Genomic DNA, 18,124 nt, shown 5'->3' with positions numbered 1-18,124 from the left:
CGGCTGCGATTTTACTTTGGTGGGAAGTGTTCATCTCATTGCGCCAGATGTAAAGCCCTAAAGCCCCGAGTTGTGTAACGACTTATGAAATGAACGCCCAATTATCCACATATATGGGGATCTCTGTTCTTATTTACGAGTTGTGGGGCAAAAATGTGCTGCATCGCGATCTCAAAAGTCGTGCTCGCTTAAGCCGCTAAGGCAGCGTTCACCAAGTACTAAAAAGCGCATTCTAATCGCCCTATATTGAATTGGGTTACAACCTCTCGTTGATGCCGCGCCTATTCAGGTGATGCGTATTTATTTGTTCGTCATGACATCGGCAGGTTGAAAGACCACATTACATCACCGCCGCTCCCTTCGTAACTTATTAAGCTTCACAACTAACTTGAGAGCCTGTTCGCGAGTTTCCCCTGCTGTAATGCTCTTGGGAGTGGCAAACGTGTATTCATCATCCAATAAAACACCTGCTTTTAGGGCGCCTTGTTTCATCATGGCAAGGCTTCTGGATTTTCCATGGCAATGACCAGACACCAAACCGACCACCTGCGAGCCTTTTGAGGTGATGATTTGGCAAGCATGTTCTATCGCGCCGGAGGTATTAAAACCACCACTAACGGTGTTGGTTGCTACATCGTGTTTAGTGTAGGTTTTCTGGTTGGGGATAGGGCTAGAGCATGAGTGCCCCGTTAACGACAAGACGTAATCTCTACTGCTGTCTATCATGCCTTTTAGAGCTGCTTCGCTATCTGGGCTAAGACGTCCATCTTTCTGAAAAGTAGGGACAATATCCACAATATCTCGATGATCACGTCGAGTGCCAAGATGAAGAGAAGCGACTTTTCTCACAGGCTCTTGGGCTGCACCTGTTCGTCGTCTTTCAGCGTCTACTCTTGTTCGATTTGCTGCCCATCTTTGTTGGTCTGCATCGGTAAATCGAAGCTCTTCTGCTCGCGCTCGCCTTTGTCTGTTCAAGCGAGCGGACATCGTATCTTCTCTCCGAAGCTGACTAGTACTCTGCTGCACTGTGGGACGCTGAGATTGATACGCGCCGCCCGAAGAAGTGTGTGGTCTACCATCTCGCCTTGTTGGGTTTCTTCCATCCATAGTTGCCTCGACTGAACCAATCAAAGACTAAGAGTGTAGACGCCGTTAGAGCTTCGGTTATGCGTGCCAATCAAAAGGCTCGTTCTGACTATCAAAAAGCGCGTTTAGTCGGTGTATTGAGGCGCTTTCTCTCTCCCATCAGAACGATGGTTTTAACTTTTGTTAAGGCCAATGCCACACAGATCGGTTAGCATCTTCAAATACATAATCAAAAGAGGCAGTCGCATGGCAAATAACATAAGTTTCAGAGCCTTCCTACCAAGTGATAAAGAGGATTGTCTGCGCATATTCGAGGAAAACTGCCCTAAATATTTCGCAACCAATGAAAGAGAAGATTACGCGGAGTTTCTTGATAGCGAACCACAAGGTTATGAAGTGTGCTTTCTAAATGGTGAACTCGTTGGTGCTTATGGTTTGAGTGGTAAAACACAGGCATTTCTTAGCTTGAACTGGATTTTAATCTCACCAAAAGCGCAAGGAATGAAGATAGGGCATGAGTTTATGAGCCGAGCGATTGATCGTGCCAAGCGCTTAAACATCCCACAAATCAAAATTGCGGCAAGTCATTTGTCTGCGCCATTTTTTACCAAATATGGTGCCGTAGAACTGAACCACATTCCCGATGGATGGGGCAAGGATATGCACCGTATTGATATGGAATTGAACCTCTCAAAGTAGCCAGATTCGGCTATTGAAAACGCCACGTGAGTATTCGGTCAAAACACTCTGCACCATATGGCGCTCAAATGAATTTTTGTTAGGTTATTGCTCTTGGTTATCGAAAGCGTATTTTGCCTTTCGTTATGAATATAAGGACAGACAATGCCAACAAAGATCTTAGTACCAGCATTGGCGCTACTTCTCAGCGCATGTGGCGGCGATGGAGATTCGTCATCACCCGCAGACAGCGGTTCACAATCCCCAGATACACCACCGACAGAAACCACTTTTGCTGAGCAGATGCTGGCCGCCGTAAACGATGCTCGATCTAAAACTCAGCAATGTGGCTCTAAAACAATGCCACCGGTTGGCGCACTGACTTGGAGCTACGATCTCGAAAGCGCCGCTTACGGGCACTCTAGTGATATGGCAAACAGTGATTTTATGAGCCACACAGGCTCGGATGGCAGCACGCTTTCAAGCCGAGTCAACGCGACGGGCTATGCTTGGAGCCGACTAGGTGAGAACGTGGCAGCAGGACAAAGCTCAATCAATGCCGTGATGAACTCTTGGCTATCAAGTGAAGGCCACTGCCTCAATATCATGAATGCCAACTTCGACCAGATGGGCGCCTCCATGGTTGAAAACCAGTCAGCAAGCTACCGCTACTATTGGACTCAAGTGTTCGCTAAGCAGCGTTAAGGCTTAACGTTGGGTTAGGTGCTTGCAACCCTCTTTCACCTTTTGTTTGTTCGTGTTCTTGCTAATTATTTTCGATCGAGCTTGTGGTGAGTAGATTCCCAGTCTCACCTAGGTTCGCGGGAATGACGGGGAGAGAACGTGAAACGAACAGCGTCATTCTGAAAGAGCCTAAGCGAGTATTCAGAATCTACTTTCAGCGCATTGTTATGCCTACGGTGCGAATTGAATAATCCGTGAGTGCAGAACCCGTTCCTCCCCTTTGAGCTCGTTGCTTTGAGAGCTTCGGAGTTTGATAAAAGGGGGAGGTTAGGTGGGGTTGGTGTTTTGAGGTTGATGCTGGGTAAGGTGCTTGCAACCCCCCTCCAACTCCCCCTTTTCTCGACATAGTTTGCCAAGCACTTGAATGTGGTTATCAAGGGGGAGGTTTTTCTTTTTTGCTGTGAGCTCAGTGTTTTCCCCCAAAAACCAAAAAAGCCAGCAGTTAATACCTGCTGGCAAAGTCTTTGGGCTTCTAGGTTTTTTGATTTTATTTCTTGTTACTCATCGCTGTCACGGTGCCCCGATTGGTTTTCCGGGGAAGAAAACACAGCACCGTGCGCTTTGTGCTCAAGAAATTGGAGATTAGCCTTGCTTACGGATTAGGTAGTCAAATGCGCCTAAGCTTGCTTTTGCACCTTCACCCATCGCAATGATGATCTGTTTGTAAGGAACGGTTGTTGCGTCACCGGCTGCGAACACACCTTCTAGGCTAGTATCGCCACGGCTACCGACTTCAATCTCACCGCGCTCAGATAGGGCTACTTCTGAATCTTTTAGCCATTCTGTGTTTGGTACTAGGCCGATTTGAACAAAGATACCTGACAGTTCAATCTCTTTGATTTCATCTGTGTTGCGGTCTTTGTACTTCAAGCTTGTTACGCGAGTACCGTCACCCACCACTTCAGTTGTTTGCGCCATCGTGATGATGTCTACGTTTGGTAGTGAGTTCGCTTTGTCGATAAGCACTTGGTCAGCGCGAAGTACATCGGCAAATTCAAGAACCGTTACGTGCTCTACGATACCAGCAAGGTCGATAGCTGCTTCGATGCCTGAGTTACCACCACCGATAACTGCGGTTTTCTTGCCTTTGAACAGTGGACCGTCACAGTGTGGGCAGTACGCGACACCTTTGTTGCGGTACTCTTGCTCACCCGGAACGTTCATTTCACGCCAGCGTGCACCAGGGCTTAGGATGACACTCTTACTTTTCAGCGTTGCGCCGCTTTCAAGTTGGATGTGAATCAAACCATCTTCTGTGTGTGCTGCACCCATTAGCTTCTCAGCTTGTTGCTCAGTCACGACGTCTACGTCGTATTCTTTTAGGTGTTCTGCTAGGTCTGTTGCCAGTTTTGGACCTTCAGTACGTTTTACCGAAATGAAGTTCTCAATTGCCATGGTGTCCATAACCTGACCACCAAAGCGTTTAGCAACCACGCCAGTACGAATACCTTTACGAGCGGCGTATAGAGCAGCTGCGCTACCACCAGGACCACCGCCGACAACAAGTACGTCGTATGGGTCTTTTTCGCTCAGTGCTTTCGCCGCTTTCTCGCTCGCGCCGTCATCCACTTTGTTTAGGATTTCAGTCAGAGACATACGGCCTTGACCGAATAGCTCACCGTTCACGAATACGCTTGGTACGGCCATGATGTCGCGTTGTTTCACTTCATCTTGGAACAAGCCACCGTCGATCATGGTTGCTTTTACTTTCGGGTTGATCGCCGCCATCATGTTGAACGCTTGAACTACGTCCGGACAGTTTTGGCACGACAGTGAAATGAAGATTTCTACGTCTAGATCTTTGTCTAGTGCTGCGATTTGCTCAATCACTTCTGGTTCTAGTTTGATTGGGTGACCGCCAGAGTGAAGCAGTGCCAATACTAGAGAGGTAAATTCGTGACCCATTGGCAAGCCTGCAAAGCGTAATGCTGTGCCTTTTGCTGGGTTAGTTACCGCCATCACTGGTTTACGTGCGCTTGCGTTGTCGTCACGTTCAACGGTGATTAGGTCGCTCATCTCTGCGATTTGGTTCGCTAGAGACAAGATGTCATTCGATGCTTTGCTTTCATCTAGACTAACCACTAAACGAACTTCTTCTTTTACATTAGCCAGATATTGTTTGAGTTGTTGTTGGATCGCTTGGTCTAACATAGTTGTTACTACCTTAATTAAAACTAAAAAGTGGTTACTGTAGATAAAACCTGAGGGGGAGAGAGCAAATCAGGCAGAAGGTCGTCAAGGTATCTAACCTGAAGTGCTCTCTAATTCAGTTCTAATCAGAAAAAGGAAATCGGGAACTGATTAGAACTTAAATTTCAGTGGCTTAGATTTTGCCAACTAGGTCTAGTGATGGAGCTAGTGTCTCTTCACCTTCTTTCCATTTAGCTGGGCAAACTTCGCCTGGGTGCGCTGCTACGTATTGAGCTGCTTTCACTTTGCGTAGTAGGTCTTCTGCGTCACGACCGATACCTTCAGCAGTGATTTCCATTGCTTGGATAGTACCTTCTGGATCGATTAGGAACGTTGCACGGTCTGCAAGACCTTGACCTTCACGCATCACACCGAAGTTGTTTGTGATGTTGCCTGTTTGGTCGCCAAGCATGTAGTACTGAATCTTACCGATTGTGTCTGAGCTGTCGTGCCATGCTTTGTGAGTGAAGTGTGTGTCAGTTGATACTGAGTAAACTTCTACGCCACGTTTTTGTAGCTCTTCGTAGTGGTCTGCTAGGTCGCCCAGTTCTGTTGGACATACAAACGTAAAGTCTGCTGGGTAGAAGAAGAATACTGCCCATTTACCTAGAACGTCTTGTTCTGTTACTTCAACGAATTCGCCGTTTTTGTATGCTGTAGCTGCAAATGGTTTGATTTGAGTATTAATCATAATTTACTTTCCTTTGAATGTTTTAAGCTGAGCTGTTGTTGCTTTCGGAAAGTATATTCTCATCGGAGTGTGTTTAAGGAAAATCGCTTGTAACTATCCTATTGATAGCTATTTCCTATTTCACTTGATAGGGAAATCCGATGTAAGTGAGTTTGCTTTGATAGGTTTTATTGAAGATGAACGCAGATTAGCAATAGAGAATACCGATGATTACTTTGAGTAGATCTTCTAGCTAAGATCGAAAGAGCCTGCATCTCGGCAGGCTCTTTCTAATAGGAAGTGGGGAAGCGAATGCTTCTATTTTGTTAGCTCAGATTGTCGAGCACTTTGCCACATAGCTTCTTCAGCATGATCATTTCATCCAGCTCTAAGGTGATTTTGCACATCATGGCGTTTGGCACAGACTTAGCTTGTTCTTTAAGGCCACGACCTTGTTCTGTTAGGTTGAGTACGCGAACGCGTTCATCGGTTTCACTGCGCCCACGCTCTACATAGCCTTTTGCTTCTAAGCGTTTAAGTAGTGGCGTGAGTGTGCCTGAATCCAAATGCAGTTGAGACCCCAACTCTTTCACACTGGCACCGTCTTTCTCCCACAGCACCATCATCACTAAGTACTGCGAATAAGTCAGATCAAGCTTGTCCAGCAACGGGCGGTACGCTCGGATCACCGCGTTGGCTGCGCTGTAGAGCGGGAAGCAAACTTGGTTTTCGAGTAAGAGTTTATCGTCGTCGGTCATGGTGTTGTCGGTGTAACACTGGCTCATTGGCGTTGCCTACCTGCTTACAGAGAAAGAGAGTCATAAAATAAATTGTGCACAATATAGTTGCAAGCGATCTTCATTTCGATATAAGATTGCAAACAATTAAATTGTGCGCAACTTAAATTAAGAAGGACACTCGCATGACTACTCTATACAAAACTCAAGCTACCGCTTTGGCTGGTCGTAATGGTCAAGTAAAAACAGATGACGGTCTTCTCGATCTAGAGCTGTCATACCCGAAGGAAATGGGCGGCACAGGTGCAGCAACTAACCCAGAACAGCTTTTTGCAGCGGGCTATTCAGCGTGTTTTTCTAACGCGATTTTGCACGTAGCGCGTGAAGGTAAAGTAAACCTGAAAAGCGCACCCGTAACAGCGGAAGTGGGCATCGGTCCGAACGATAACGGCGGCTTTGCACTGACAGTGAGCCTAGCGGTAGAGCTAGATATGCCACAAGAACAAGCGCTAGAGCTAACGCGCATTGCACACCAAGTTTGCCCATATTCAAACGCAGTTCGTGGCAACATTGATGTGGCAGTAACGGTAAACGGCGAAGCAATTTAAGCGGTTCTTATCACTGCACAAAGACAAGAAAGCCTGCAAGTACGCAGGCTTTTTTTGATTGGTATGAGTCGAGAATACTTAACGCGACTCTAGCGGGTAAGAGCGGTAGCTCCACATGCCGTAGGTACGCAGTGCATCGCGATAAATACCAAGTAGCTCGCCATCGCTGGCTTTGGCTAATTCTTTCAGTGGCTTGTCTGGGTAGCTCACAGTGTCGAAAGTGATGCCTTGTGGGCCAGTTTGCCAGCTTGCGATTTCAAACAAGGTTTGACCACGACGTACGTGGCTCGCTGAGCTTATGATGGTCGCGTGTTTGATGTTATGACGCGCCAATGCGTAGCTGCTGAATAGGGCGTTACCTACCGTGCTGGTGGCGTAGTTTTCTTCAATGATGCGATCTTTGCTGATGCCTTTTTCAATCAGCCAATCTGCCATTAATTTGCCTTCGGTTTTGTGGTTCTTCGGTACACCACCCGTCAATACGATCAACGCGTCTGGGTTTGCCTTCGCCATGGCTAGCGTGGTTTCCAAACGCTCAACCAAGATCTGGTGCATAGAACCATCAGGGTTCAGCGCGTATCCCAGCGTGACGATTGCGCCTTTGTCATCCAATTTGGCTTTGTCGGCTTTCTCTTTTAGTGGCGTAGCGAGTACGCGGTCTACGGTTTCGAAGATGCGTTGGATGTCTGCCGCTTTACCTGCGTTGAGCTTAGTGAGCGTCGCCATGTGTTTCGCTGATTCCGCTTGGTTGCCCTCAAAGCGTTGCCATACCGCTAAGTAAGCGTGCAAATCCACATCGTCTGGCGCGACAGAAAGGGCTTGTTCAAACAGTTCAATCGCGCGGTCTGCATTCTTGTTGTAGATCTGCGCGTTTGCTGCAGAAATCAGTAGATCAGTGCGGTACGGCTCAAGTTTGTAGGCTTCTAGTAAGCGGTCGGTAACAATCTCCATGTTGCTCGGCATTTTGGCGGTAAAACCCGCATGCGAAATACGCGCAGGGGATTTGAATGCTTGTACCGCGTCGTTGAGAAGTTGGTCGACAACCTGGCGTTTAGTGACGATCTGTGAGTAATCGGCGGAAGATTGGACGGCAGCATCGTTAGCCGCGATAGAGTATGGGGCAGCAGTCAGCGCAATCACGCTACCAAGAGCAATGGCAAGTAAGTTCTTCTTCATGGAATGTCCTAGAGGTGCTGTAGTACCTAGTTTTTATTGTGCCTAGCGTTGTAGGTCGAACGGGGTCGATGGAATTTTTTCAGTCTAGGTTCGCTTCATGAATAATCTGTGAAATGAATCCCAACTCAGCCGAGCAAATGAACGCGCGTGGTCAAAACGCGAAGTAGGATCACGAAAATACTGAGGTATTCATTCGTGTTCTAAGTAATTGGATTAAAAGATAAACAGCGTTTGGAAGAACGGATTTAAGCAACCAGAGTAAGAAATGAAAAAGCCTGCAACGATGCAGGCTTTTGGTTCATTTGATGGCAGTGCAGAAGCTAACGTCTGCATGGTGCGTTTGTGGGTCGAAGCTGTGGTAAAGCTCGAAGCAAGGACGATCGTCGTTCTCAATACCGGATTCAATCACTTTGCTCATGACATCATCCCACGCTTTTGAGTATTGGCTTGGGTCAGTAATGTGCTGGCGCATCACCGCATATTGACCGCCGGGGAAGTCTTGCAGCTCAATGCCTTTCGGAACTTCGGTATCTTCTGGCACCATCAAGCAGATATCAGTACGGCACTTCTCGTCTGGCGTGATTTCTGGGTTGTCATGGTAGATGAAGATGCAGGTATTGCCTGCCAAACCTTTCATTCCTGCCCATTGATACAGGCGACCTGACGGCTCTTCATAGCCTTGGCCGTAAGGGCCGTTTACGCGAATGTAAGCCAGTTTTGCTTTTTCAAAGTTTTGCGTTTCCATTGTCATGCTCCATTTGGTGAGTTCAGAGCCAGTATATGAATCGCTTGGTGTTACTTCGTTTCCATTCTTGCGCAACGTGTGTCCAATCTTGCTGTTTCGTGCTAATTCAGAAAATTGCTGGTAGTTTTCGCAGTCACGAAAGGCTGTAGGTGTGACGCCATAATGTTGTTTGAAGGCTTTGGCTAAGCTCTGTGAGCTAGAAAATCCGTACTCTAGGGCAATGTTTAATACCGGTTGCTTGGATTTGAATAAGTCATCGGCGGCGGCTTCTAAACGTAAACGTCGAATGAAATCGGCCAATGTTTCGCCTTGCACGGCTTTGAAGGTGCGATGAAAGTGATAAGGGGAAAGGTTCGCCAGCGCGGCCACTTCTGGTAGGTTGAGCGGTTCATTAAAGTGTTGTTCTAAATAACGAATCACAGGAACCAGTCGTTGGTGGTAGTCGACGCGCATCGGGGTATTTCCTTGTTCTGTTCTGCTTGTTTTCTCTGCTCAAAGCCTACCGCAATCCAACAAGCTTGCAAGGGAACTGGGTGAGAAATGCGTGGCGAGATGAGCGTCAATCAGTCACACTCAACGAGCAGATGTTTAAGCAAAAACGTTGCGCTCATTATCTTTACTAACCGCTAGGACAATCATGATAGCTTGGAAACAGTCTCTGCCAGAGTACGAATGGCTCATTCATCAAGTTTGGTACTTGGAAGTGTCAGAGGGTGAAGTCATTGACCCCAAGCCGCACCTTATTCCAAACCCGCGTGCTCATTTACTCTTTACGCCACCAGAGCAAGGCTACAGCTACGACACGGGAGACACTAAGCTTACTGGCAAAGGCTGCCATTTATTAACGGCCAACGAACACTTGCTGCTGTTGGAAGATACGGCTCCCATCAAGCGTATTGGTATCACCTTTTGCCCAGAGGGTTTGTATGCCATTGAATCACGGTTTCGTGATGCACCCCAAGTTAGCGCAATTAACCAATGCGAATGGTTTGATTGGCTCAACACGGCGTTTGATGTGCGCTTTCAACAAGGGTTATGGCAGCTAGAGTTGCAAGATTCACCGCAATGTTTGCTGAACTACATCAAACAACATTTAGATGCGTTAGATATCGCCCCTTGCCGTACCAAACCGTTTTTGGCGTCACAAAAAGCGGTGTCCGTGATGGATGCTCAAGCGCTACGCTCACCTGAGTTAGCGATGGATATTGATGAGATAGCCAAACAGTGCGCCTGTTCTCGCAGAACGCTTGAGCGCAGTTTCAAGCAAGTGGTGGGGTTGAGCGTCAAGCAATACCAACAAATGACACGTCTGGAGCAGATGATATTGACGCTCTACAAGCAACAAGAAGCGATTGATTGGGCGAGCTTCTCACAGCAATTTGGTTTCAGTGACCAATCGCATTTGATTCGTACCCTCAAACAGCAGCTAAGAAAAACGCCGAGCAAATACTTGAAAAAGCGTGACTTAACCATCGATATCTATGGCGATTTTGAGTCGTAATACATTACTACTCAGCCCGAAAGTTGTCGCAAAAATCCAATTTTTCTCTTATCCGCTGGGCTACTATTTTCAGCAGATAACGAGGTAACACATGTCATATCAAAAACTAAAACAAGGCGAAGCCATCCCATTTAATGAATCTTTGACTATCCAACTGATTCAAGGCTCTGACCTACAAGATATTATCGAGATGTTGAACGACGATAAGGTCAATCAGTATCTGTTCTTCGCACCTGCTGACAACAGCCTGTATGAAGGCTTCTTTGGCCCTATTATTGAAAATACGGCACAAGCGATTAAAGACAGTGTCTGGCCAGATAGCCCAACGTTCGTGATTCGTGACCAGCAAGGTCAGTACATGGGAATGTGTGCAGTGACCGCAGTGATGTTCTTAACTGGCAACTACGAAGTGGGTTATCAGTTACCTACTTGCGCATGGGGCAAAGGTGTTGCGACTCGCGCTTGCCAAATGATGACCGAGATTGGCTTTACTGAGCTAAACGCCCACAAAGTCAGTGCCGATTGCTACGCTTCTAATGCTGGCTCTTACAAAACGTTAGAGAAAAATGGTTTTACTCAAGAAGGCCGTCAGAAAGACTACTACAAACTAGAGCAAGGCTTTGACGATAAACTTTACTACGGTATGACCGCAGAACAATTCGCGTCTTTAAATTGCTAATAATTAGCCGACAAAAAAAGTAGCTAACAACAACGTAGCCAACAAAAAAGGCCGTTAACCCACATGCTCGGGTTAACGGCCTTTTCTATATTCAGCGCTAAATGGCTAAGACTTAGTTGCCTTGGTTTTGGCTTTGAAGCTTCTCTTTTGCTTCTTCAACCTTTGAGAAATCCAATCCCAACTCGTCTACGGCTTCTTTGATTAGCGCAGGGTTTTGCATCACTTGCGCCATCAGCATTTGTAGCTTGTCTTGTGGCAAACCTAGTTGGCTGATTGTTGCCATTGCCGCTAGAGGGTTTTGCGTCAGAGTCTGAAAAATCTCGTTGATTTGTTCGTCGCTGATGTTGTTCTCTTTTAGCAGCGCAATAATCGGGTTCATCGCATTTCCTTTTAATCACAGAATGAAATAGAACCCGAGTTTATCATTTGGCTGAGCTTGGTTGAACTAGGAACTTCTCGCCAAGGAAGTCGTTAGCTCCACTGCGCGTTTTCGGTAGTTGAATAACATGCTCAAACTGATCACTGCGGTGAGCGTTTCTGCAAAGACAATGCTCGCCCAAATGCCGTCTTGCGGGAAGAACTTAGGCAATAGCAATACACCTAGCGCGACAAACACAAACCCTCGGCATAAGGAAATGAGCGTCGCTTGTTTTGGCTTGGCGATGGCTTGGAACAGGTTGGCAATCACCATGTTTAATCCCATCAAAGGGACGCCGAAGAAGTAGAACGTCAGTGCGCTTGCGGCGATTGGGATTAAGTCATTCGCGTTGCCTAAGTAAATCGAGGCAATCAGTGGCGCTGACAGCCAGATACTTAAAAGAAAGACTGTGCCGCTGCCCATGGCTGCTTTCATCCCTAGTTTTAGAATCTCGTCAATGCGTTCTGGTCGCCCTGCGCCGTGGTTAAAGCTGATGATTGGCTGACAAGCTTGCGCGATACCGACCATCACAAACAGAGCGAATACACCGACATTGGTGGTTAAGCCATAGGCAATGATATGGCTTTCACCGAATTGGCTCAGCAACACGTAGTTGAACAACACGATGGTCATCGCGGATGTGACTTCGATAAAGAAAGTCGGAGTACCGATGCTTAAGATTTCTTTTGTCTTGCTTAAGCCGATGCCTTTTAGACTGAATTCTAATGAGCCTTTCTTACGCACGAAATGAGTCAATAAAATCAGTGCAATGACCGCTTGAGCAATGGCCGTACCATAAGCTGCGCCTTTCATCCCCATGTTCATCTCAATGATAAACAGGTAATCAAAAGCAAGGTTGGTAATGGCCCCAATCGACATCGCATAGGTGGCCAATTTGGGGTTGGTGTCGTTACGCACAAAGCAAGACAGTACCCAAGCGAGGGAATAGAGGGTAAAAAACGGCAACAGTACAACAAGGTAATCATGAGCAAGCTGAGCCAAGTTGCCTGAAGCGCCCATCAAGGCAATCAATTCATCTAACCAAATGAGCGCGAGCGTCACCGTGATAGTGGATAGCAATGTGGTAATCAACATGGATTGGCTAAACCACATCTGGCTGGATTCCGTGTTGCCTTTGCCTATTTCTATCGACATTTTGGCGGCGCCACCAATACCAACCATCATTGCGATGGCAGTAAAAATAGAAAAAGGTGGAATCACCAAGGCAATAGCGCCAAGCCCATCGGGCCCGACGCCTAAACCGATAAATAACGCATCCCCCATGATGAACAGTGATTTAATCACCATTCCAGTGAGCGCTGGCCATAGATACTGATAAAAGGATTTTGAAATGGGATCAGTTTTTAGATTGATAGCCATGGAATAGAAAAATACCCGAATGTGGTGGATTTATGTTCGGGTATTATCAGTACATTCAAGCATGGCGGAAAGGGATTATCCGCCCATTATATTGCACTATCTAAACATCGGTGACGAAATTCCGCCGGTGTTTCTCCTTTTTGTTTTCGATAGAATCGGCTGAAATACGCAGGGTCATCAAAGCCCAATTCAAACGCTATGGTCTTGACGGTTTTCGTCGAAAACACCAGTTCTCGGTTGGCTTCTAATATGATTCGGTCATGAATCAGTTGCGTGACCGTTTTGCCTCTGGCAGCTTTCACTAATTCGTTTAGACGTTTGCTGGTGAGAGCTAAGGTATCGGAGTAAAACTGGCATTTCTTTTGTTCGCGATAATGCAGTTCGATTAATTCGGTCAACTGTACGATGCGGGCATCTTTCTGCTCACCTTTTTGAGACGGTGTTTTAGCAAAGCGTAACGCATAGCGTAGAAAGCTGTTGATGAGTGATTCGACAAGGTCCCAATCACAATCCTCTCTTTCACACTCTTCTTTGATTAGGGTGTAAATCGATTCTAGGTAGGGAAAACCCTCGTCGCTGCAATCGAGGTAAGGCGGTCGCTCAATCGTAGAAAATACGCTATTCACCAACTGTGTGCTGCGTGGATTGGTTTCAGCAAAGCCAGGACGGAATATCAACATGCGAATGTTATTACCCATGAACTCGGAATGGTGAACCTGTCCTGGTGAAATGGTAAACAAGCGACCAACGCGGTTTTGGTATTCGACGAAGTCGACGCTCTGCGTTCCGCTATTATCTAAACACCACACGATTTCCCAGTACTCGTGACGATGCGGTTCGATGTATGGGTCTTCTTGGATGTCCGAAAATTCAAGCGCTCGACACGGCTCACCTAAAATGAGTCGCACTTGTCGAATTGGCGAAATCATATTGCTCATGAGGGCATTCAACAGCTCTTGGGGATGAGGATTTCATCATTATGAATCGAATAACCAAGATTGCGCACGAAAATTTTTGTCCTCAGTAGCCGGTGAGTTCCATATAACCAGTCCCAGAATGAGAGCCATCAATACGCACCGGGCCTTCCCAATAAGGCACCGAAAGGGGCATTTTCGCGTTCGGGTTGAGTGCAGAAACCGTAAGCTCAACTTGCTGGTTAGGAATCGACACTTGCCACTGGGTTGGATAATTGCGACCTTGGATTTCTGTTTGCTTGGTCGCCTCTAACTGAATGTCTTTCTGTGGGATAGCGATGCCAGAACCATCTTGCTGCATCAGCCTTGCACTGGAGTAACTGGCTTGTCCGGTTTTGGAATCTCGCAATTGGAACACCACCAAGCTGGTGTCGTCACTCAACCTTAGGGCAAACCAGTCCCAGCCTTGTTGTGAGTCGAGTAAGAATTGCGAGCTCCACTCTCGGTCTATCCAACCTTTGCCGGATACTTGATGGTTTTTGCCGTCGATCGTGACTTCACCGGAGACTTCAATAAACGGTTGGCTGTAGTAATACGAAGCCACCTGACCATCGGCGCTTTTGGTGCTGTAACCTTGTTCGCCTTGCTTCTGATACGGTGCGCTGCTGGTAAGCGTCAGCGAATAGCCAAACTGTTCGGAGTTCGCCTTCAATGTGGCAGGGAAGAGATCTGTGGTTGAAGAAGACCACTGCCAATCATCGAGGTAAACCCGAAATGGTGAAGTGTTGACGCCAGCGAGAGAGGCTTGGTCGCGCGACCATTTTTCATCGGCGTAGTGTTTGTCGGTTGTCGTGACCGCGCTGTGCGCCATATAGATTTGCTGCGTTTGCCATTCGGTTTTCCTCACGTCATCTTCGTCCGTTGGCGGGGCAGCAGCAAAGCGAAATTGTGTCCATTGAACGCCAAGTGGGCTGCCATCTTCATCAATTAAGTTAGCGGTTAAGTACCACCATTCATGACGAAAGTTTGGGTGCGCTTGATGGTCTGCTGGGAAGGTGAGTTCAATCCCTTTTTCTACGGGTGTGAATAAGTTGCTCTCGCTTTGCGTATCTCCGCTTCCCAGCAACGTGCCCATATTTTGCGTGCCCATATTTTTTTGTTGGGCATCTTCACAACCGAATAGGAATAAGCTGCTTATGAGTAGAGTAAGCTTGCTTGCCAATCGAACCATCACAACACCTCGCTTTGCAAACTGGACACGACAGGCTTACTGACCAATCGCCACAGCGGAATCAAGGTCGCAATTACTGCCACCAAGATGGTGATTGCCGCAATGCTAAGGGCATCACTCCAATTCCACAGATAATTTAAGCTCCAACCAAAAGCACGCAAGGTGACGATGTCTGTCAGCACATATCCCACTATGGCACCGAGGGGCAGGGCAATAACTAGAGTAAAACTGACCAGAGCAACGATCTGTCCGACTACCATGGTCATTAATTTACGACGACTAACGCCAAGTGCGTACAGCCTTGCAATGGCGGCTTTGCGCGCGTCGAGCAACATGAAGCAAGCACTGAACAAGCCAATCACCGCGACCATCAAAGTCACGCCGTTGAGTGCGCGTGTAATGGCGAAGGTCTGCGAGAAAATATCCAATGCGATGGATTTGATTTGCGCTTGATCGTAGAGCTGACTTGGATGCAGATTCAGTTGCTCGCGAAGTTGCTCGTAGACGATTTGTGGATCCCCCGAGACTTTAATGCCAAGGCTAGTCGGCAGGTCGGTAAAGCCACTCTCTTGCCATAGCTTTGGTGCTAATAAGACTTCACCGTTAGGTGAGCCGTAATCATGGAATACCGCACCCACAAGTAGGTTCTTATTTGGAACGGCATCAAGCGTGAGCTCGCTACCCAGTGATAAACCCAGTTTGACCGCGGTTGGCTCACTGATAGCGACTAACTCACCTTGGTAAAAGCGTGGCCAGAAGTTCTCCAAATGCGATTTGAACACCATGGTTTGCTCTAAGGTGTCTTTGTCTTTGGTGCCAAGCAAAATCGGTAAGCCTTGCAGATTATCGTCGACGTAGTATTGCTTGTAGACGGTCTCAACCTTGTCGAACTGCCCTAACGCGCGCTCTACATCAGCGATTTCTCCTTGGGCAGGGCTGACGTAAATATCGGCGTGCAGCCTTTGTTCTAACCACTGTTTTAGGGTGGATTCAAAGCTACCAACTAGCGTGTTCATCCCCATATTGGCCGTAACGGCGAGTAGCAGTGCCATCATGGCGAGAGAAAGCGGAGAAATCAGCTCGCGCAGCTCAGCAAACAGATACTGCATCAAACCAGAACTGGTGCGCTTTTCACACCAATTGGCTAACACGCTGAGTGTTTGGGGTAGGTACAAAGGAATCGACACCACAAGCACGCCGAGCCACGCCATGGTGAAGCGGTGATGCTCACTCAGCCATAACCCTGCGAGTGCGAGAGTCGTCAACGCAGCACCTATCACGAACAATTGGCTTTCGTTAGAAGCTTCAGGTGCTTGATAAAATCCACCATGAGAGGAAAGCGGCTGGCGCACTCGCTGTTTAAAGTGCTGCCAACACGCCAATAGGGTTGCGGCTAACGTGAGCAGCAGCGCTTGCGCCCACCATTGCCACTGCCAAGTTCCGGGCAGCAGTGTCGCACCATAAAGTTGTTCTAAAGTCAGCGCCACGGTCGGGTGTAGCCAATGACTAAGCTGCATGCCCAATACAAAACCGAGGGAAGCGCCGATGGTAACGAGAAGAGAGAGTTCAACTAACAGCGCAGAGAACACAATGCTCGGCGCAACACCCGCCTGTTGAATTTGCACTAACAGCCGATTGCGTTTCAGCAAGCTATACTTTACGCCGTTATAAGCGATGAACAGCCCGACTAAAAACGCAAGTAAGCTCATTGCTGTGAGATTGAGGTGAAAGCTGTCGGTCAGCGAACCAAGGTCTGTACTTTGATTATTGGCAATCCATTGCCCTTGATCGCCAATCAGGTTCTGCCATTTTGCTTGCGTGTCTTTATTCCCTTTATCACCTGACTGGAAAACCGCAATGTAACTGAGGTGTCCTTGTTTATTGAGCAGTTGCTGGGCAAAGCCAATGTCCATCAACATTCGGCTACCTAACTGCCATTCGTCAGGTAGCACCACCACTTGGGTTGGAATGTCGTCCAGAGTTAGGGTTTCTACTTCCCCTAAGTTTTGATGTTGAGATTGGCTCATCATCACGATTGGCTTGCCGGCTAAAAGCTCAGGCAAAGGTAACGCACTGTCGAACAAAGACACGTTCTGTTGGTTTTCTGATGACTTTCCGTTTGCAGAATACCGAGAACGCGAAGAGATGGCGGCAATCAACTCGCTACCTTGCACTGACCAGCGACGCCCTTGTTCGTCTCTCACTCGCCCTTCGATTACAGGTAGCGCTGCACTGAGTCCGTTTTGTCTAAGGGTGAAGTAGAGCGATTCGGACAGATAGTTTTGCCCTGCTGGTGGAATAATTAAGTTCTGAGCTTGTGCGCTAAGCTGCTCGGTAGACTCAGCATAACTGCGCTTGGCATTGAGGTTGATGGCTTGCACCGAAACAAACAAGGTCACAGCCAGCACGATACCGATCAGAATTGCGGCGGCTTGCAGTGGCGCCTGCCGATAGTGCGCTACAAACAGATTCAGGGCGAGTCGAGTATGAGTAAATCTGGTGTTTGATGGCTTAGCTTGCTTCATGGCGAAGCTCATGTTTGTTTACTTGATGACAGTTCTGTAGCTGACTATTATCCAATCGCAGCCGTGTTTTCATAAATTCAGCGCATTCAGGGCTGTGGGTGACTAACAGCACTGCCGTATTGCCTTGGGTGGTGATTTCACTGAGTAGCTTCATCACTTCTAACCCCGCTTTTTGGTCGAGGTTACCTGTGGGTTCATCAGCAAGCAGCAGTTTAGGTTTGTGTGCCAATGCTCTGGCGATGGCGACTCGTTGCTGTTGACCGCCAGAAAGGGCAGAAACATGTCTGTCGAGAAGTTGGCTGATGCCCAGAGTCTCGACCAAATAATCGCACCAGTCATTCCATTTCTGTTGATTCAAATGCAGAGGGAAGGCGATGTTTTGCTGCACGTTGAATGGCGTTAATAGGTTGAATTGCTGGAAGATAACACCGAGTTTTTGGTGTCGAAATCGGCTCCATTGTGGGTCTTTCCAAGCCGCCGTGTTATCGCCATCTAACCACAACTCACCTTCGGAAAGCGGCTCAAAGCCAGCGATGACATTGAGTAGGGTACTTTTGCCGCTACCACTTGCGCCCGTTAGCGCAACACTCGCTCCTGTGTTCAACGTAAAGTCTACGCTTTCTAACACGCGATGTGTCTCTTTGCCATCGACAAAGCTTTTGCTGGCGTGTTTGAGTGTGACAAGTGGGCTTTCCATTTCCTCTCCCTGTATCCAAAAGGTGTCGTTTCTTTTGGCAATCGCTATTGCAGTTAGTTCTCTAGAAACTTTAGACAACAATCAGATAAAAACAGCGAGTTACATCGATTTCTTAATAACTTGTACTGAAAAGAAGAGGGAAGAG

17 protein-coding genes are annotated in these 18,124 nt (G+C 47.5%); 5 read left to right on the top strand and 12 right to left on the bottom strand.

The window, feature by feature from the left end; genetic code table 11:
• Nucleotides 1–345 precede the first annotated feature (345 nt).
• Nucleotides 346–987 (bottom strand): hypothetical protein, encoded by a 642-nt coding sequence (locus tag VCHENC03_RS09705; RefSeq protein ID WP_232310348.1) that lies wholly within the window; start codon nucleotides 985–987, stop codon nucleotides 346–348.
• A gap of 345 nt (nucleotides 988–1,332) precedes the next feature.
• Here VCHENC03_RS09705 and VCHENC03_RS09710 point away from each other — a divergent pair, with 345 nt between their 5' ends.
• Together VCHENC03_RS09710 and VCHENC03_RS09715 are read left to right on the top strand one after the other, a co-directional pair.
• Nucleotides 1,333–1,785 (top strand): GNAT family N-acetyltransferase, encoded by a 453-nt coding sequence (locus VCHENC03_RS09710; RefSeq protein WP_009706621.1) that lies wholly within the window; start codon nucleotides 1,333–1,335, stop codon nucleotides 1,783–1,785.
• A 144-nt stretch (nucleotides 1,786–1,929) separates the two neighbouring features.
• Nucleotides 1,930–2,469 (top strand): CAP domain-containing protein, encoded by a 540-nt coding sequence (locus tag VCHENC03_RS09715; RefSeq protein WP_009706620.1) that lies wholly within the window; start codon nucleotides 1,930–1,932, stop codon nucleotides 2,467–2,469.
• A gap of 621 nt (nucleotides 2,470–3,090) precedes the next feature.
• On the opposite strand, the gene ahpF is transcribed toward VCHENC03_RS09715, so the two are convergent.
• The 3 genes from ahpF to VCHENC03_RS09730 form a co-directional block, all read right to left on the bottom strand.
• Nucleotides 3,091–4,659 carry an alkyl hydroperoxide reductase subunit F gene (gene ahpF / locus VCHENC03_RS09720; RefSeq protein ID WP_005374617.1) on the bottom strand — a complete coding sequence of 523 codons (1,569 nt, stop codon included), beginning with the start codon at nucleotides 4,657–4,659 and terminating at the stop codon, nucleotides 3,091–3,093.
• A gap of 172 nt (nucleotides 4,660–4,831) precedes the next feature.
• Complete coding sequence (gene ahpC / locus VCHENC03_RS09725) at nucleotides 4,832–5,389, bottom strand: alkyl hydroperoxide reductase subunit C (RefSeq protein ID WP_005374632.1); 558 nt, start codon at nucleotides 5,387–5,389, stop codon at nucleotides 4,832–4,834.
• Nucleotides 5,390–5,694: 305 nt separating this feature from the next.
• Nucleotides 5,695–6,153, bottom strand: coding sequence for a MarR family winged helix-turn-helix transcriptional regulator (locus tag VCHENC03_RS09730; protein ID WP_009706619.1), 459 nt, complete (start codon nucleotides 6,151–6,153; stop codon nucleotides 5,695–5,697).
• 137 nt (nucleotides 6,154–6,290) lie between these two features.
• Between VCHENC03_RS09730 and VCHENC03_RS09735 the strand changes: the two genes are divergently transcribed.
• Nucleotides 6,291–6,713 (top strand): organic hydroperoxide resistance protein, encoded by a 423-nt coding sequence (locus VCHENC03_RS09735; RefSeq protein WP_005374640.1) that lies wholly within the window; start codon nucleotides 6,291–6,293, stop codon nucleotides 6,711–6,713.
• Nucleotides 6,714–6,791: 78 nt separating this feature from the next.
• On the opposite strand, the gene VCHENC03_RS09740 is transcribed toward VCHENC03_RS09735, so the two are convergent.
• Both VCHENC03_RS09740 and VCHENC03_RS09745 read right to left on the bottom strand, forming a co-directional pair.
• Nucleotides 6,792–7,889, bottom strand: a complete 1,098-nt coding sequence (locus tag VCHENC03_RS09740; protein WP_009706618.1) for a YdcF family protein — start codon at nucleotides 7,887–7,889, stop codon at nucleotides 6,792–6,794.
• A 298-nt stretch (nucleotides 7,890–8,187) separates the two neighbouring features.
• Nucleotides 8,188–9,087, bottom strand: coding sequence for an AraC family transcriptional regulator (locus tag VCHENC03_RS09745; protein WP_009706616.1), 900 nt, complete (start codon nucleotides 9,085–9,087; stop codon nucleotides 8,188–8,190).
• Between the two features lie 184 nt (nucleotides 9,088–9,271).
• On the opposite strand from VCHENC03_RS09745, the gene VCHENC03_RS09750 reads away from it, so the two are divergent.
• Both VCHENC03_RS09750 and VCHENC03_RS09755 read left to right on the top strand, forming a co-directional pair.
• Nucleotides 9,272–10,135 carry a helix-turn-helix domain-containing protein gene (locus VCHENC03_RS09750; protein ID WP_009706614.1) on the top strand — a complete coding sequence of 288 codons (864 nt, stop codon included), beginning with the start codon at nucleotides 9,272–9,274 and terminating at the stop codon, nucleotides 10,133–10,135.
• A gap of 91 nt (nucleotides 10,136–10,226) precedes the next feature.
• Entirely contained in the window at nucleotides 10,227–10,814 is a 588-nt protein-coding gene (locus tag VCHENC03_RS09755) for a GNAT family N-acetyltransferase (RefSeq protein ID WP_009706613.1), read from the top strand.
• A gap of 112 nt (nucleotides 10,815–10,926) precedes the next feature.
• On the opposite strand, the gene VCHENC03_RS09760 is transcribed toward VCHENC03_RS09755, so the two are convergent.
• The 6 genes from VCHENC03_RS09760 to VCHENC03_RS09785 form a co-directional block, all read right to left on the bottom strand.
• Nucleotides 10,927–11,193: a DUF2999 family protein gene (locus VCHENC03_RS09760; RefSeq protein WP_004746427.1), complete on the bottom strand. Its 267-nt coding sequence runs from the start codon at nucleotides 11,191–11,193 to the stop codon at nucleotides 10,927–10,929.
• A gap of 66 nt (nucleotides 11,194–11,259) precedes the next feature.
• Nucleotides 11,260–12,612, bottom strand: coding sequence for an MATE family efflux transporter (locus VCHENC03_RS09765; protein WP_032802809.1), 1,353 nt, complete (start codon nucleotides 12,610–12,612; stop codon nucleotides 11,260–11,262).
• Nucleotides 12,613–12,698: 86 nt separating this feature from the next.
• The gene (locus VCHENC03_RS09770) at nucleotides 12,699–13,550 is read right to left on the bottom strand and encodes a helix-turn-helix domain-containing protein (RefSeq protein ID WP_080765276.1); all 852 of its coding nucleotides are present in this window, start codon (nucleotides 13,548–13,550) and stop codon (nucleotides 12,699–12,701) included.
• An 82-nt stretch (nucleotides 13,551–13,632) separates the two neighbouring features.
• A complete protein-coding gene (locus VCHENC03_RS09775) occupies nucleotides 13,633–14,757 on the bottom strand; it encodes a lipocalin-like domain-containing protein (RefSeq protein WP_009706610.1) in 1,125 nt (374 codons plus the stop codon).
• A complete protein-coding gene (locus tag VCHENC03_RS09780) occupies nucleotides 14,757–17,282 on the bottom strand; it encodes an ABC transporter permease (RefSeq protein ID WP_009706609.1) in 2,526 nt (841 codons plus the stop codon). The genes VCHENC03_RS09775 and VCHENC03_RS09780 overlap by 1 nt, the downstream gene beginning before the upstream one ends.
• The gene (locus VCHENC03_RS09785; protein WP_009706608.1) at nucleotides 17,269–17,979 is read right to left on the bottom strand and encodes an ABC transporter ATP-binding protein; all 711 of its coding nucleotides are present in this window, start codon (nucleotides 17,977–17,979) and stop codon (nucleotides 17,269–17,271) included. Before VCHENC03_RS09785 ends, VCHENC03_RS09780 begins: the two co-directional genes overlap by 14 nt.
• Between the last annotated feature and the right edge of the window lie 145 nt (nucleotides 17,980–18,124).

The organism is Vibrio sp. HENC-03 (assembly GCF_000305755.2).
GTDB classification, from domain to species: Bacteria; Pseudomonadota; Gammaproteobacteria; order Enterobacterales; family Vibrionaceae; genus Vibrio; species Vibrio owensii.
This window is presented reverse-complemented; position numbering and strand designations above follow the sequence as displayed.